General features: G+C 38.9%; 14 protein-coding genes. All 14 read right to left on the bottom strand.

What is annotated here, in order from left to right; genetic code table 11:
* Positions 1-43: 43 nt before the first annotated feature.
* Positions 44-3,016 (bottom strand): DEAD/DEAH box helicase family protein, encoded by a 2,973-nt coding sequence (locus tag HT689_RS04925; protein ID WP_173280842.1) that lies wholly within the window; start codon positions 3,014-3,016, stop codon positions 44-46.
* A gap of 16 nt (positions 3,017-3,032) precedes the next feature.
* Entirely contained in the window at positions 3,033-5,648 is a 2,616-nt protein-coding gene (locus HT689_RS04920; RefSeq protein WP_173280871.1) for an SIR2 family protein, read from the bottom strand.
* Positions 5,649-5,845: 197 nt separating this feature from the next.
* Positions 5,846-7,162 carry a restriction endonuclease subunit S gene (locus HT689_RS04915; RefSeq protein WP_173226855.1) on the bottom strand — a complete coding sequence of 439 codons (1,317 nt, stop codon included), beginning with the start codon at positions 7,160-7,162 and terminating at the stop codon, positions 5,846-5,848.
* Complete coding sequence (locus HT689_RS04910) at positions 7,155-9,263, bottom strand: class I SAM-dependent DNA methyltransferase (protein WP_173226856.1); 2,109 nt, start codon at positions 9,261-9,263, stop codon at positions 7,155-7,157. The genes HT689_RS04915 and HT689_RS04910 overlap by 8 nt, the downstream gene beginning before the upstream one ends.
* Positions 9,264-9,478: 215 nt before the next feature.
* Positions 9,479-9,733, bottom strand: a complete 255-nt coding sequence (locus HT689_RS04905) for a Txe/YoeB family addiction module toxin (RefSeq protein ID WP_000924730.1) — start codon at positions 9,731-9,733, stop codon at positions 9,479-9,481.
* Positions 9,734-9,736: 3 nt separating this feature from the next.
* Entirely contained in the window at positions 9,737-9,991 is a 255-nt protein-coding gene (locus HT689_RS04900; protein ID WP_173226857.1) for a type II toxin-antitoxin system Phd/YefM family antitoxin, read from the bottom strand.
* Between the two features lie 132 nt (positions 9,992-10,123).
* On the bottom strand, positions 10,124-11,221 hold the full coding sequence (locus HT689_RS04895) for a nucleotidyltransferase (RefSeq protein ID WP_173226858.1): 1,098 nt from the start codon (positions 11,219-11,221) through the stop codon (positions 10,124-10,126).
* A 9-nt stretch (positions 11,222-11,230) separates the two neighbouring features.
* Positions 11,231-11,971 carry a class I SAM-dependent methyltransferase gene (locus HT689_RS04890; RefSeq protein ID WP_173226878.1) on the bottom strand — a complete coding sequence of 247 codons (741 nt, stop codon included), beginning with the start codon at positions 11,969-11,971 and terminating at the stop codon, positions 11,231-11,233.
* Between the two features lie 215 nt (positions 11,972-12,186).
* Positions 12,187-12,537 carry a ribosome silencing factor gene (gene rsfS / locus HT689_RS04885; RefSeq protein WP_173226859.1) on the bottom strand — a complete coding sequence of 117 codons (351 nt, stop codon included), beginning with the start codon at positions 12,535-12,537 and terminating at the stop codon, positions 12,187-12,189.
* Positions 12,538-13,131, bottom strand: coding sequence for a bis(5'-nucleosyl)-tetraphosphatase (symmetrical) YqeK (gene yqeK / locus HT689_RS04880; protein WP_173226860.1), 594 nt, complete (start codon positions 13,129-13,131; stop codon positions 12,538-12,540).
* Complete coding sequence (locus tag HT689_RS04875) at positions 13,131-13,760, bottom strand: nicotinate-nucleotide adenylyltransferase (protein WP_173226862.1); 630 nt, start codon at positions 13,758-13,760, stop codon at positions 13,131-13,133. The genes yqeK and HT689_RS04875 overlap by 1 nt, the downstream gene beginning before the upstream one ends.
* 50 nt (positions 13,761-13,810) lie before the next feature.
* Positions 13,811-14,122 (bottom strand): ribosome assembly RNA-binding protein YhbY, encoded by a 312-nt coding sequence (yhbY, locus tag HT689_RS04870; protein WP_000060169.1) that lies wholly within the window; start codon positions 14,120-14,122, stop codon positions 13,811-13,813.
* Positions 14,123-14,335: 213 nt separating this feature from the next.
* A complete protein-coding gene (gene yqeH, locus HT689_RS04865) occupies positions 14,336-15,442 on the bottom strand; it encodes a ribosome biogenesis GTPase YqeH (protein ID WP_173226863.1) in 1,107 nt (368 codons plus the stop codon).
* Positions 15,443-15,444: 2 nt separating this feature from the next.
* On the bottom strand, positions 15,445-15,972 hold the full coding sequence (locus HT689_RS04860) for a YqeG family HAD IIIA-type phosphatase (protein WP_173226865.1): 528 nt from the start codon (positions 15,970-15,972) through the stop codon (positions 15,445-15,447).
* Positions 15,973-15,983: the final 11 nt, after the last annotated feature.

The raw sequence follows: 15,983 nt of genomic DNA, 5'->3' as shown, positions 1-15,983 counted from the left end.
TAAAATAGAATATGTTTTGGGGAAATTAGCGTGAATTTTAAGATTACACTTCTTCGGATCCCTTCAAACTTTTGAACACATCATCAATAAATATATCTGCTAATCTCTTCTTGAAAGAATCATTATTTAATAGAGCACCAAATAAATCTTGACTCTGAGAGTATCCTTCTATAAGAGCATTGTCAATCTCTTCTTCAAAAGCAAAAACGAAATCTTCTCTAGAGTTGACACGAGCAGATTGCTTTAGTCTCGGATTCTTTTTCATCAATTCACGAATGGATACCGCTCCACTTAGACCGACTTGGTGATCAATACCCAAATCCAACTGTTCGTTAATTTCATCTAAGATTTCAGATAAACGCTTCTCCTGGTCAGTCGTAACACCTCCAGTACTTGGCTTGGTAAGTATTAACTCTGGATGATATTCCAATTCAGAAACTGACCTGAAAGAACCTGTTTGCTTATGTTTCATATAGTCCACTACGATCTTATCTGCGATTGTAAAATCATCTCCTCCAATGCGAACATCAATCATCTTGACAAGACTTTGCAGATAATTATAACGTTCGTGTAGAACTTCATTTTGATAAGCAGTTGCCTGAATCAAGAAAGTATACATTCTAAGAAAACCTCGAATAACCTTTCGAATAGAAAGTAGTTCTTTCTCATCAAACCGTCTAACTCTATCATAACCTTGATTTAACAGAGAAACCATCTTTTGCTTTTCTCTGCTGTTTCTCTTTTCTTGGTATAAGAATTGATTAAACTCATGAACAACATTACTGTCCAAGATACCATACTCATCAATTTTCCGATCCAAGGTCAAGACATCGCTAGGTGTGACTGTATCTGCTAAAATAGTCTCACGGTAGTAGGGAGAAAAAGCTGAGCGAATATCGTCATAAGTATTTTTAAAATCAAGGATAAAGGTCTTCTTGTTGTAGCCTCTATAGATACGATTCAAACGAGACAATGTTTGCACCGCAGCAACACTTCGCAACTTTTTATCCACATACATAGCAACCAGTTTTGGTTGGTCAAACCCTGTCTGATACTTATTTGCCACAATCAGGATTTGGTAGTCTTCCGTATCAAAATGATCTTTCAAATAATCTTCCTTGACCTGATTCATTTGCGACTCAGTATATTCACTACCTTGATAATCAACCTTGCCAGAAAAGGCAATCAGGGATCCAATACTAGTGATACTGTGGTCTTTGAAGTACTTTTGAAAGGCCAATTGATACTTAACTGCTGCCTCACGACCCGAAGTCACAATCATAGCCTTACCTTGACCACCCAATTCAGCCATAATATCATGACTGATAAAGTGATCCATGATAATTTCAACCTTTTGATTGATATTTTCATCAGATAATTCTACAAACTTTGCAATCTTACGCTTAGCAAGAGTCGTTTTTAGCTCAGGATCTTCTTCAACTGCTTTATTGAGCTTGTAATAGGTCTTATAAGTCGTATAGTTATCTAAAACATCTAGAATAAAACCTTCCTCAATAGATTGCTTCATACTATAAACATCAAAAGGAGCTTTAGAACCATCTGCTTGTGTTGTCCCAAATAGCTGTAGAGTTGTCGCCTTGGGAGTTGCGGTGAAGGCAATGATTGAGACATTGTCCTGCTTACCTGTCCGAGCAATCTCCTGCTCGATAGCATCCGCAACACTTACTTCTTGAATCTCATCGATAGTTCCATCTTCTGTATCTGTTTCTGTCAAGACTTGACTAACCGAACTCATATAGGATCCTGTCGTTGAACTGTGGGCTTCATCAATCAGGATGGCAAATTTCTTTTTCGCAGTGTTCCCTACAGACATCCAGTTGGATTGGTTGATTTGGGCAAACTTATGAATCGTCGTAGCTATGATTTTTGTATTTCCTGCAATCGCATCTGCTAAGTCACTGGAGGTTTCTTTGTCGCCCATTACCTTGACCACTCCAGGCTTGTGGGAGATTTCCTTGACTGCTTCTTGCAATTGACGGTCAACTACGATACGGTCTGTTACGATTAATACAGTATCTACGATGTTTTGATTCTGATCATCATGAAGAGAAACTAAGCTGTGAGCCAACCATGCTATGGTATTGGTTTTACCAGAACCAGCCGAATGCTGAATCAGATAATTACTGTCAGTATGGTTGACTTTCATGTCCTCTAGGAGACGGCTAACTGCTCTTCGCTGATGGTATCTCGGGAAAATCAGGGTCTTCTTTTTATGCTTATCCATCTCAAAAAAGATAAAACTCTCTATTAACTGGAGAATACTATCCTTGGTCAAGACATCAAGCCACAAGTAGTCTGTATCGACACCATCAGGGTTGTGAGGGTTGCCACTTCCCATCTCAATACCTTCCCCTTTCCCCACATTAAAAGGTAGAAAATAGGTTTCTTGTCCTTTCAATTGCGTCGTCATATAGACTTCTAGGGTATCCACTGCAAAGGAAGCCAAGACTCCCTGTTCAAAACGGAAAAGACGATTCTTAGGATTGCGTCCCTTGAGCTGCCTGATAGCATCCTGTACAGACTGACCACTGGGATTAAACTTAAGTTCGATAGCAAATAGTGCTAATCCATTGATAAAGATAACAAGGTCAATGCGGTCGCTCTCCTCGTAAACCACTTCTTCCATAACAGATAGACAATTGGCTTGGTATTGTTGAACAGCCTTTTCATTAAAACTAGTCGCAGGTTTACGATAAAGAAGACGAAGTTGTTTATTTTCAATAAAGACACCCTCTTTTAAGGCGAATAAAAAGCCACCCTTGACGATTTCTTTATTAATCAGATTGACGATTGTCTCCTTGCTAAGCTTTTTAAGGAGATAGTCCATGGTCTCCTCTTGGGTCTCCATCAGAAAATTCCATAGGAGTTCCACATCCATGGCTAATCTAGGATCGTAGCAAGTAGCGTCCCGCTGAATATAGTCATTCTTATCTCTCAAATCTTTGATAATCCACTGTTGGAAATCATAGCGCTCCTTCAAGCCCAAATTTGCCATAGCTTCTCACTTTCTATCATTTATTAAACATGATTTTTTCTTCATCAAGACTTTTTATAATATACTCATCGATTAATTTATTATCTTCTTCATTTTTTGAAAAATTACTTTTAATATTATTTGGGGTTCTATACTCCAACAAACGATGAATAACATTCTCACTTCTATCCCTGTACCAAGTCCAATCTATTTCAGGATAAAGACCTCTAATATCTACTTTGATATCTTTTAAAATATCAAAATCAGAAAAATATCCTTCACTACTTAGAGTATATAAATCTTCCACTGATTTTTCTCTTGGATTTGGGAAACTCTTTACACCATCCTCCTGATTTTCATTAATTCTTTTAATCAAGTACTGGTATATTTGATTTTGTATCTTAGGAAAATCATACACTTCATAAAGCATCAGTTTGATTACTTTGTGGTAATTTATGTTTTCTGAATCCTCATAAGCGCTTAGAAGTTCGAGAATTTCATGTTTAATGTCCTCTTCAAGATTTTTAAATAAATGACACACCAAATCAGAATACTCCATAATATCTTTAACATCATTATTTTGATATTTAATTTTTAAAATATCTATATTTAGCTTTTCAAGCACTACTTTCGCAGTTTCTTCTTCAGTTGAACAGTATTCCAATAACCGAGAATATAATGGATACGCTGAATTATATGATGATAAATCATTCTCCAAAATGTCATTTAAATGTTTATTAACAATATTAACTATCCTAGATTGCAATAAAGTACTCTTAATATCGTCTTTATTATCAAGAACAATTTTAATAAGTCCTTCAATTTCTTGACTCCAACTATAATACAATGTTTGACTATCTAAAATATCCACTATTCTATGTGCTTCTATATCATCAATAAGAGGAAGAAAAGTTAGCATATTTCTAAGCTCTCTATGACTCTCAACCTCCATCGTCTCCGTCGTCTCAGCTCTTTTTTGCAGATGAATAATTCGTTCCAACAAGAAGTCTTTCGCTTTATCAGTAACTTTTATTTTGCTAAACGAATAGTTTCTAAAATATAAATTTACAACCTTAAAATCTATACTAGGAAGAATTAATTGAACATCATCCAAATCAAGATTTCTAATACACGAGGCCGTTCTATCAAAAATACTTTTTTCAGTATTTACATATGAATTATCATAACTGAGTAATAATATTTCTAAATATCTATTAATAATTGATTTGTAAATATGGTAATGTTCAAGACATAAACAATTTAATTTTAAAAAATTATAAAGATTTTTTATCGCAAATTCCGCATTAAAAAGATGATCATTAAAAGACCAACCTCCTCTCCTGTAACTTTCATGCTCTTCACGAATTTTATCAAATAGTTCATTAATCGTTTCTAATTTTCGATATAAAAAATTGAGATTGAGTATTGAATCTCTAAAAAATTCTATAATCCTTTTCTCATCCCCTGTAACCGAATTAATAATTTGTTCAGTTAATTCATTTAACTCTCCATCATATAGAGGGGCAGCATAGCTTAATTCTTTTGTTCCATCAAAAAAATGAGTAGGAATATGCTTGAAATTAAATTCACACACTAGAAAATTAAAATAGTCTTTCTGACGAAACGCTGTATTTGCTAACTCTCTGAATTTTGCTTTTGCTAAAGAATATTTTTTTTCTTCATACATTCTAAAAGCTTCACTTAAAAAGTTATTTACTTTTAAATCTCTAGATTCATTAATATCTATATTCAAAAAACGAGTTAAAAGAGATTTTTTACATACTATATTTCGTAATTCTTCATTATCCTGAATTTCAAATCTTACTCTATCATTTCCAAGCCAACGATATTCATCATTCCTTATTAAAGCCCTTCCTCTTAAATAGGAATATCTTGAAAAATCATTCGAATCAATAAAATTGAGTCTATCTAAGAAAGCAAGTTGATTCCATAAATCATTAGAATTATTTATTTCTCCATTTCTATTTTTAGATAGAGATTCTAAGAACTCCTTTGTCCTTAGGAATAAATTATTCCCTTCTTCCACCACTCCTTCAGCAAGAAGTTTTCCGTTAGAGACAATAATAATTCCTTGTTTTTTGTAATAATCTCGGATAATTGTTGGAGGTTCTTCAGGTGTGTAAAAATAAGCGTTTTTAGCATCCAATTTAAATGTATTTTGAATTAATCGAAATATAGAATTAAAAGTTGAATCACCTAGAGAATAACCTACAAACAATAAGGTATGGTTCATTATCAGCGACTGTATTAAGGTTGAAATCATCGGAAAATTCAAAGTGTAGTCTAAGTAATCATCTTCTTTTAAAACGATATTCTTCTTATTGAAGTCGCCATGCATTTTAATCAAATACCTTTCCGAGCTCGTATAAGGAATATCTTTATCCTCTGCGACTACATTATACTTTAACAAACCACTTTCAAACTGACTCTCCATAAGTGAATCATAGTTTGTCGTGATAATATGTTTTGGTGCTATTTTTTCTATTAATTTGTGTAACTCATTTGGTTTACTTGTACCCTTACTAAAGAAAACTTCCTCAATCTTTTTTGTGTACTGATTTTTTCCAAAAGTATCATAATAATATTGAGCAACTCTTAGGGGATCTTTTATTTTTTCTTCTGGTAAGTTCAACTCATTTTCTAATGATCGAATTAATTCTTTCCAAGTCGGCAAATTTTAATTAGCTGATATCCCTGCACCAACGAATAAGATTAAAGAATTTTCGTTAATAGATTTCTTTATTTTAGATACAGATAAACTATAATTTTCTTCCATATTGTAAGACCGTCCTATCATTCACTTGTGTCAACTAAATACAAGTCACACTTCTAAACCCTTTTCTTCCCTGTCACATAATCATAAATAAGAGTTTGTCGTTGTTTGTTGATATTTGCAATTTGTTGCTCTTTTGTTTTTATCATCTGATTAATTGTCAACATTTTTTTGTTTAAATACTGACTAATTTCATACTGATAGTCTAATCCTGGAGCAATTATTTTAAAATTTCCAATATTCTCAAAACTCAATCCTTCCCTATTTCCGCTAATTTGATGAGTTTTAATCATAAACTGTCCGAATTCAGACATAATAAAATACATTAAATAATCTGGTAATACATACCTATTACTTCTAATAATGCAAACATGTTGATTAACATTTGCCTCTATATCTAAATCATATTTTGCTACTCTTCCAATAGAAGCTCCTGTTATATTTAATAAAATATCATTTTTTTTAACGCAAGTTCCAATCATCTGTTGATGAATATTTCTATTAATATAAGTTGCTTTATCTTCTAAAAGTATTAATCCATTATAAATATTTTGACTTCGTATAAATAATATTCCCGTTTCTTCAAAAATTCCAGATCCTCCCAATGGAGTCTTACCACTTCCAATTTTATTTGCCAGGTACTTTAGTCGATTCACTCCCCACCCTTGAGGCACCTGTCCAACCCAGTCGATACCTGAATCTTTCATGGGGACTGTTTTATCCAATCCTTTTGTGACGGTTTCATAAATCAAGCTAGCTCGGTAGTCTTTGAGTTTTTGAATTTGCTTCTCTAGTAGTACTTTCACCTTATCCATCTGGGCAGTTTTCTTGTCTAGGAAATCAGCGATTTTTTGTTGTTCATTTTTTTGGGGAAAGGTAAAAGTAAATTCATCAAATACATTTTGATATAAATGTAAAATAGTGCTAGCTCCTGAATTTGTATAGTTAAACCACATCCAAAATTCATCTGACAGTAAAACATAGTATAAAAATCTTCTATCAATCTCATCAATTGTTTGGATTCTTAACACACCACTATTTAACGAAGCTTTATCATCAAGCCCTGAAATAATAGCTACTTTACCTACCGTACCATCTTTCGTAATTAGTAAGTCACCATTTTCAACTTGAATCTGTGAAGCTTCTGACCAACGTTTTTCATCAATATGTACAGCTGTTTCAAAATTAATTGTTCCATTGTGAAAGTCAGTTCCAGTAATTAAATATGGTCCTTCTTCTTTATATTCAGCTGATGTTAATCCTTGCCAACCAATTCTACCATTAAGCTGTGTTGTGAATTTTATTTTAGAAATCTCCCACTCTTCTGGTATCTGTCCGATCCAGTCAATGCCACTCTCTTTCATCCTAGTCATGTTTTAGTTCCTCCAAGAGAGTCTGTAGTTCTGCTTCCAAGTCATAGAACTCTGCCAATAACTTCTCAGCACTCTCTGGTGCTTGGTAGTGATAGAAATAGCGGGTAAAAGGAATCTCGGCTCCATAGCCCTTTTCCTCATCAAACCAGTAGTGGGCGTCAGGTACATGGGGATAGACCTCACGCGCAAAGTAGGTTTCCACATCCTCTGTCAGCTTAACGATTTCACTGTCCTTGGTGGTCTTATCATAGACAATCCCATCGGCAATCTCATTTGCCTTGTCTTTCCTCTTGGTTCGGATAACTTCTGCTGTTTTGTCCATTTCACTCATAGCTAAGGCTAGCGCATTGACATTGGCAGGCGTAAGCTTAAACTCTCCCAGCAAGTCCTTGATGACTTGGGCAAAGTTCTCAAAGTTAGGATAGGTCTTATCAGAGCTTCCCTTAGCAAGAGCTGTCAGGATAGCTTCTTGCTTGATCTTACCAGCTACAAGATCCTGTAATTTTTTCTCATCCTTGGCTGAACGTGGTTCCATCTCTAGCAATTCTTGGTACTTGTATTCATCAAATAGTTTAGCTAGGAAAGGAACGCTTTTCGCTTTCTCAATTGTTTCTTCGCTTATCTGGCCACGACGTTGCAGAGGTTGCATAACTGTAAACTCTCGATAGAGAAACTCTTGATTGTCAAAGATTTTTACATGGTCATTTTCTTGAAAATCATCGTACCAGCGAAGGATCTGACGGATATTATCTTGGGACAACTCACGGCGTTTTTGACCTAGAGATTTACGTAGAGGAATAAACTCCTCCGTCGCATCGATAAATTGAACCTTATTCTGGCGCTCAGGAGACTTGTTTTTATTATAAATCCAGATATAAATCCCAATCCCTGTGTTATAGAAAAATTGACCTGGAAGAGCGACTATAGCTTCTAGCAAATCATTCTCAAGGATATAACGGCGAATCTGACTTTCTCCCGATGATGTCCCACCTGAAAAGAGGGGAGACCCATTTGAAATGATGGCTGCACGACCATTTTCTTCTAATTTTGCAAGAGCATGAAGATGGAAGAGTAGTTGAGCATCTCCAGTTCCTGGAGTCGCGACAAAACGACCTTGACGACCTTCTGTTTTGTCAAAGAGTTGATGATCTTTCTTAACTGCATCCTCAACCCCATCATCCGCATCCTTACCACCCCAAGCTTGACCGAAGGGAGGGTTAGCGATGACAAAGCTCATTTTAGTATCTGGGAAAGGATCTGGATCTTTTAAGGTATCTACCTTCACGAAATAGTCAGAGTCTTCCTGACGAATTAGCATATCTGCACGACCAATCCCAAAGGTTTCAGGTAAAACTTCCTGACCAAAGAGTCGGACAGTGGCTCCTGTATTCAACTGACGGATATAGCTTTTAGCTGTAGCCAGCATTCCCCCAGTTCCAGCCGCCATGTCTAGTATTTTCAACTCTTTTTTATCAACAAAAAGTTCTTCGTCTGCCTCAATCAAGAGGAGGTTGACCATCAGAGCAATAACCTCACGAGGGGTATAGTGAGACCCCGCTTCCTCATTTTCAGAAAATCGGCGGATGATATCCTCGAACATGTATCCCATACGCATAGAGTCGACTGAACTTGGAGACAAATCAATTTGAGAGAACTTTTTAATAACCGTGAAAAGGCGACCACTCTGGGCCAGGGTACGGACTTGCTCTTTAAATTTTAGGTTTTCAATGATGTCCTTGACACGATAGGAATAGCCATCCAGATAGGCTAGAAAATTCTCCTCGATTGCATTTGGATCGTTTTGAAGATTTTCCAACGTAAAAGGACTAACATTGTAGTAACGATAGCCTGAAAGTTTCTCCAACACTTTCTCAGGTGTATTGGGATTTGCTTTGTATTGTGCTACCACCTGATCCTTGGTTGGCAGCAAGGCAGCTTCTAAACGAGTCAGGACAAACATTGGAATAATGACATCGCGATACTTATCTGCTCGATAAGCTCCTCTAAGAGTGTTAGCGATAGACCAAACCGTATTGACATCATTAGAAATTTGGATGTCATTTGCTTGGAATAGTGGTAATTTTTCTTTGAAACTAGACATTTACTTCCCCTGTTTTTATTATTAACAATTCTCTTCATTATACCACAAATTAAGAGTTATAAAGCGGATTCAAGGGTAAAGATCGAAGTTCATATACTAATTTTTTTACTGAGTTTTTGTCTTTTGTATTAAGGATTCTGGCATTTTCCAAAAAACTTTATCTTAAACTTACTAATAAAAATTTAAAAAATAAAAAGCCTACTTCGCAGTAGACTCTAGTAATGATCTTTAAAGGACAAGAAAGCCACGCTATCTCCATCCATCATATAAATCAAGCGATTTTCTGCGTCGATACGACGTGACCAGGCTCCTTGGTAGTCATACTTGAGTGGTTCTGGCTTACCTATTCCTGTAAAGGGATCACGTTGAATATCCTTGATTAGTTTATTGATTCTTTTTAACGTTTTCTTGTCCTGAGTTTGCCAGTAGCAATAATCTGCCCAGGCATCTTCTGTAAACTTGAGCAGCATTCATCACTCCTCAATCACATGTACCTGAGTGCTTCCAGCACGGACTTGAGCCATTCCTCGCAAAACCTTGTCTGATAACTCCTTATTTTGAACGATTCTCAGGGTTTCCTGAATACTGTCCCATTCGCTCTTTGAAAGAACTACAATGTCCTCATCTGGATTTTTATTAAGCACCGTTAAAGGCTCAAATTCATCATTGACCTTCTTCATGTAGTCTTTTAAATGATTTCGGAATGTTGAGTAAAGAACTGCTTCCATAACCATACCTCGTTTTACCTCTTTTCCACTATTATACACGAAAAGAAAGAAATTGTCAGAAACTTGTACAAGATTTTCTTTTTCTATCTATTTATTCGTAAAAAATCTCAAAAAGCCTACCTTTCAGTAGACTTAGTTTGTTTCTATTCTTATTGGCACTCTTCCAAAATTCTGGTCTGCTATACTTGGATTTCCTAGTTGGTAAATCTGGTCTGCTTTTTGGGTCATAGCATCCCAAGGTTCTCTGCCAATTCTGCTGACTAGATTGACCTGCCCTTTCAGAGACTTGAGATGTTGTCTGCCTTTTTCGGTAAAACCAAGGACATGAATGGCTTCTGGCAAGTCATTTTCTCTAGCCTGCACCAAAATATAAGTCAAAAGACGTCTGACACGCGCCTTGGTGTAACGCTTGGTCGCAACCACCTCAACCAAGTCTCCCACAGACTGGGCTGTCTTGATGGCTTCCTTAATGCGTACTACCATTTCTTGATTAACCTGATAGACGGTGGTTAGGTCGGGATTTGACAAAATTTGATATCGGAGAAAGGGAAAATAGTCTTCCCAGCTCACCTTACTGGCCTGCTCAAATAGGGCAATAGAAGGCATAAAGCGTTCTAAGAAATCTTGATCCTTCTGGTGCTGACGAAGAGCTGTCGCTGAAGCAAAGTCCACATCTTTATCCACAGAATGGTAACCAGCCCCCTGACGCTGAATCGGATGCAGCCTGATATTTCGTCCTGCAACCGCCTTGGCATAAGCAAGAGCAAGGACATGATTGGGCGTATTGCCTGAAAAATCAAGACCTGCAAATTCCTTCCACATGGCTTGGGTTTTCTGGGGATAAGAGAGGGAATCAGGCAGATTTTCCACAAATTTCTCCATCTCAGCCCCCTGCTCTGTGTATAAGTCAGCGATTTTCTGGTAATCCAGAATTTCCTCCGTCCCAAATGCTAAAGTATCAATGCCCAACCGAGCCAAGATAGCCACAGCTCCTTGGCCGAAGAAATCCGCCGCCTGAACACTGACTAAAAAGGGCAATTCCACTACCAAGTCTGCGCCATTTTCCAGCGCCATCTGGGCTCGTGTCCACTTGTCAACGATAGCAGGCTCTCCTCGCTGCATAAAATTACCAGACATGGCAACGATTTTCAGTCCCTCAGCCTGATCCAGCAGGTATTTATGCCCATTATGAAAAGGATTAAACTCCGCGATAATACCTGTGATGGTCATAGTGATCTCCTACTTCTGCGCGACAAAAAACCAACGGGTGCTAGTTTCTGTTGGCTCCTTGTCCTCAAAGTCCGCATAGAGTTTGAAAGACTTAAATCCAGCCTGCTCCAGCAAAATATCATAGGTCAGAACCTCATAAGTCCTCTCCTCATGCACTTCATCGTGGCGACTAAAGGAACCGTCTGCCTCCTTGATAAAGAAAGTCAGCTCATGCACGATGGAGTGAGGAGCTTCGTCCTCGTAGGTATCCCAGAGCATGGCGAAATCTTCCGCATTTTCATGATAGGAATAGCCTGGAAAAACTTCATCTGTCTGGTAGGTCGAATGTACATCAAATATGAAAATTCCGTCTTCGTTTAGGGCATTATAAACTTCTTTAAAAACATCCCCGACTTCTACTTCATCCTGCATGTAGCAGATTGAGTCCGAATAACAAGTGACAAAATCATATTGACCTGCCTTGGACAAATCCAGCATATTGCCTTCAATAAAGTCAATCTTTTGTTTAGCTGAAGAAGCTCTCTTCTCAGCAATCTTCAACATATCCCCACTCAAGTCAAGTCCAGTCACATCAAAACCAGCCTGAGAAAAGCGCACAGACTGTATACCTGTCCCACAAGCCAATTCCAAAAGTTTCTTTCTCTCCTTGGTCTTAGGCAAGTGACGCAGAGAAAAATCCGTCCATTTGTCGTATAAACTATCGTCCATGACTGCATCATAGACCGCCGCAAAGGTTTCATAAGTTGCCATAATCATGATACCAAGAGCCTCCATGGCAAACACCACTCGCCCTTTACCTTTCTATCCAATTTTCTAAAATAAGCAAAGAAACCCAGTTGACTACAACTGAGTTCAATTGTACACTATAGTCTTTTCGTTTGCTTTTAGTACTAGGCAACGAGTTGCAGGCATAACTGGAGTTAGGCAAAACGAGTTAACGCCGTAATAAAAGATAAAGGAAAAGACTATAAAGTTTCAGATAAATCTACAGAATGCGCCTCATGCCATAGTTTTTCTAGGTTATAGTGGGCACGCATTTCTTCTGAGAAGATATGCACAACGACAGCACCGAGGTCCAGCAAGACCCATCCTCCAGCTGCATCGCCTTCGATATGGCTGCCTTTAAATCCTGCTTCCGCTACTTTTTCACGGATATTATCAGCGATAGCATCCAACTGGCGGCTATTCATTGAACTAGTGATAACAAAATAGTCCGTCACGCTGGTCAATTCTTGTACGTCAAGTGCGAGGATATCCTCCGCACGTTTCTCATCAGCCGCTTTCACGACTAGTTCTAGTAATTCTTTTTCGTTCATTTAGTCCTCTTTCAAATAGTGCACAAAGGCGTTATAGGTTTCAAGGGTTTGGGGATAAATGGGAAATCCCTGATGAGCTAGATGCTCCACGGTATGAGCTGTTTCGTAGGCCACCGCCTTATTGAGCGATAGCTCAGCAATTTCACGCGCCACATCCACACCTGGAAAGGCCCGATTGTGTTCGATATAGTCTGCGACGTAGATAACCTTATCTAGGTCTGTCATCTGACCAGCCCCAACTGTATGGATTTCAATAGCTCTCAGGATTTCCGAATCATGCAAATTCAAATCTTCCTGAATCTTGTAGATGCCAACCATACCATGCCAGACATTATTGCCCCAGTTTTTGAGATCAGGATCCAGCTGATAACGGTCAATCAAGTCTAGAAATTCCTGATCTGACAGCTTTTTAGCGTAGTCATGAAGAAGGCCTGCTAGTCCTGCTTTCTCGACATCTACTCCAAATCGTTGGGCTAGTTCTATGGCTGCACGCTCCACACCCAAGCAATGGGTTAAGCGCTTTTCAGGCAGAAGCTCTGCCATTTTTTCCAACAAAACATCGCGAGAGCAGTTGATATAGTCTTGATAGGCCATCAGTAGAGTCCCTCTTTCTCGATGTAGCCTAGCACCGGCTGTGGTAGGAGAAAGTTGGGTTTCCGACCTTGAGCAATGAAGTCCCGCACCATGCTGGATGAGATATCCATGAGAGGCACATCCACCCAGATAACTGGATAGGAAGTTCCAGCCTTGTAGCGCGGGCGCTGAACCCCCACAAACTGAACCATATCAACCAGTTCATCAATTCGGTACCACTTAGGCAGATAGTCCACCATGTCGGCACCGATAATAAAGTAATAATCCGTATCTGGATTCTTCTCAGTTAGAAGCTTCATGGTGTCGTAGGTGTAAGAAATACCCTTGCGCTCTAGCTCGATTGTTTCAATGGCTAGCCCTTCAATCCCCTTAATCGCCAATTCAAGCATCTTGAGACGATGGTGTTCAGGGATGGTTTCTTTTTTATCTACGTGAGGAGGTTGGTATTCAGGCATGAGCAGAACCTGGTCCAGCCCCAACTGTTGCCGTACTTGGTCCGCAACGATCAGATGGGCATTGTGAACAGGGTTAAAATTCCCCCCTAAAACCCCGACTTGTTTGCGTTTTTTCTCCTTGATTTCTGGCTCCAACTCTACCTTGGTAAAGGGAGTCAATAATTCGATTGCCATAGGCTAGTCTCCTTTATTTCTCTGTAAAAACAGTTATTGGGAGTAGGTTTTTAGATTTCTTTGACTTTTTTAGAAATCTTGCGATTCTCTTTCTTGCTAGACTGTTTAAACAAAATCAAGATTCGTCCGATTTTTTGGACTGTATCCACACCGATTTCTTCTTCTAAGATTTCAGCTACTTCGTGGATGTTTTCATCAGTATTTTGTAAGAGCGTTACTTTAATCAATTCACGGGCGTCAAGTGCCTGACGGACGCTGGTTTTGATTTGGTCATTCAGTCCATTTTTTCCGATTTGGATGATCGGTTTGAGGGTGTGTGCCTGGCTATTGAGGAAGGCACGTTGTTTTGATGTTAATGACATAATTTCTTTAAAAGAGTTTCTTTTTATACTTTTCTGAAGTGGTGACGGACGTCAGCAAAGTCCTTCGGACTTTCATGACTAAAATTTGAGCCTAAGGTCTCAAATTTTCCGCAGTTGATACAATCACTTGTACCAACTGACACCACGGCGAAAAGTATTCTCTATAGGCTCGCCCTGCTCGCCCGAATTCAGATAACCCTTTCCTTTCTGTGTTTAAATAATTGCTTTTCGTATGACGACGGCGACGCCTTCTGGTGCCCAGACGGCGACTTTTGCGGTTCCTGTTACGCGGATCCAGCCGAGTCCAGAGATGACTAGGTCTGTCTTTTCCTTGATATTAAAGACATGTTGGACCAACTTTGGAAAATCTTCTTTTTCCTTGCTATTTGGTGGAGTTAGAAGAGTTCCGAGATGCTTGTCGTAGAAAGCACTAGCGCCTTCTAACTTGGTACGATGCAATTTGAGTTCGTTGTCAAAGAAAGCTGTGAATCCTTGCTTCTCACCTGCAATGAAGTCAAAGCGTCCTAGACCGCCTAGAAACAGGGTTTGTTCAGGATTAAGCTGATAGGTTTTAGGCTTGATTTCCTTTTTGGGGCTGACATACTTGAGGTTTTTGGCCGTCAAGTAGTGGGCCATCTGGTGGCGGTGGATAATCCCCGGCGTATCGTAGATATAAGATCCGTCGTCAAGCGGGATCTCGATTTTATCCAATGTTGTCCCTGGGAAGCGCGAAGTCGTAATGACATTCTGATCACCCGTGATTTCTTGGATAATGGCATTGATTAGAGTTGATTTTCCAACGTTGGTTACACCAACGACATATACATCGCGGCCCTTACGGTAATGCTCGATTTTGTCAATGACTTCCTTAATGGCATGTTTGTTTTGAGCTGAAGTTAGGACGACATCAACAGGACGAAGCCCTTCTTCATGGGCACGTTCCATGAGCCACTGGCTAATCTTGCCTGGTTTAACAGACTTGGGCAGAATATCTTTTTTATTTCCTACCAAGAGGACATCATTGCCCGATACAAAGCGTGACAAACCTGGAATGACAGAGCCATTAAAATCAAAGATATCAATGACATTTACCACCAAGGCATCACTGTCTCCCACCTCGTGCAAGAGCTTGAGGAAATCATCGTCCGTCAACTGAACATCCGTGATTTCATTGTAGTGGCGGAGACGGAAACAGCGTTGGCAATAGACTTCGCCAGTATCCAAACCTTTTTCAAGTGCCGACTGGGGAGTAAATCCAAGACCAGCCTTGTCTGTCGTCTGAATGGTTGCTCCACAACCAATACAGAGAATTTCTTCCATAGTTAAATTCCTTTTTTATATGTAATCGGTCCGTACTTTTCCGTTATTTGCTTCATAACACGGCGCTCACGAGCTCGGTTAATCTGCGTTTTGATTGAGTCATGTTGGACCAAGGGTTTGACTAAAATCGAGCGAATACCAGCACGGTGGGCTGCTCGAATATCGGTCATAAGCTGGTCGCCGACCATGACCACTTCACTTTTCTCATAGTGGAATTCCTTCATAGCACGATCAATCCCAAATGTGAAGGGCTTCAAGGCCCAATAAATGTAATCAATTTCAAACTTCTCAACTGCTCTTTGGACGCGTTTCTTAGTGTTATTTGAGACTACGATAATGCGAATGCCCGCGTCCCGAAGATCATGTAGCCATTGTTTCATCTCTGGCGTCCCATCAGGGTTGTTCCAAGCAATGAGGGTATTGTCCAAATCGACCAAAACAGCCTTGATTCCCTGCGCCTGCAGGCTTGGAACTGTCAGATCATAAACTGCTTCCACAGCAAAATCTGGCATGTAGTTTTCAATCGCCATTCTGGCTCCTT

Origin of the sequence: Streptococcus sp. 2342, from assembly GCF_013276795.1 — a bacterium.
Classification (GTDB): domain Bacteria; phylum Bacillota; class Bacilli; order Lactobacillales; family Streptococcaceae; genus Streptococcus.
The sequence above is the reverse complement of the archived record's forward strand: the minus strand, read 5'-3'. Positions and strand labels throughout refer to the sequence as shown.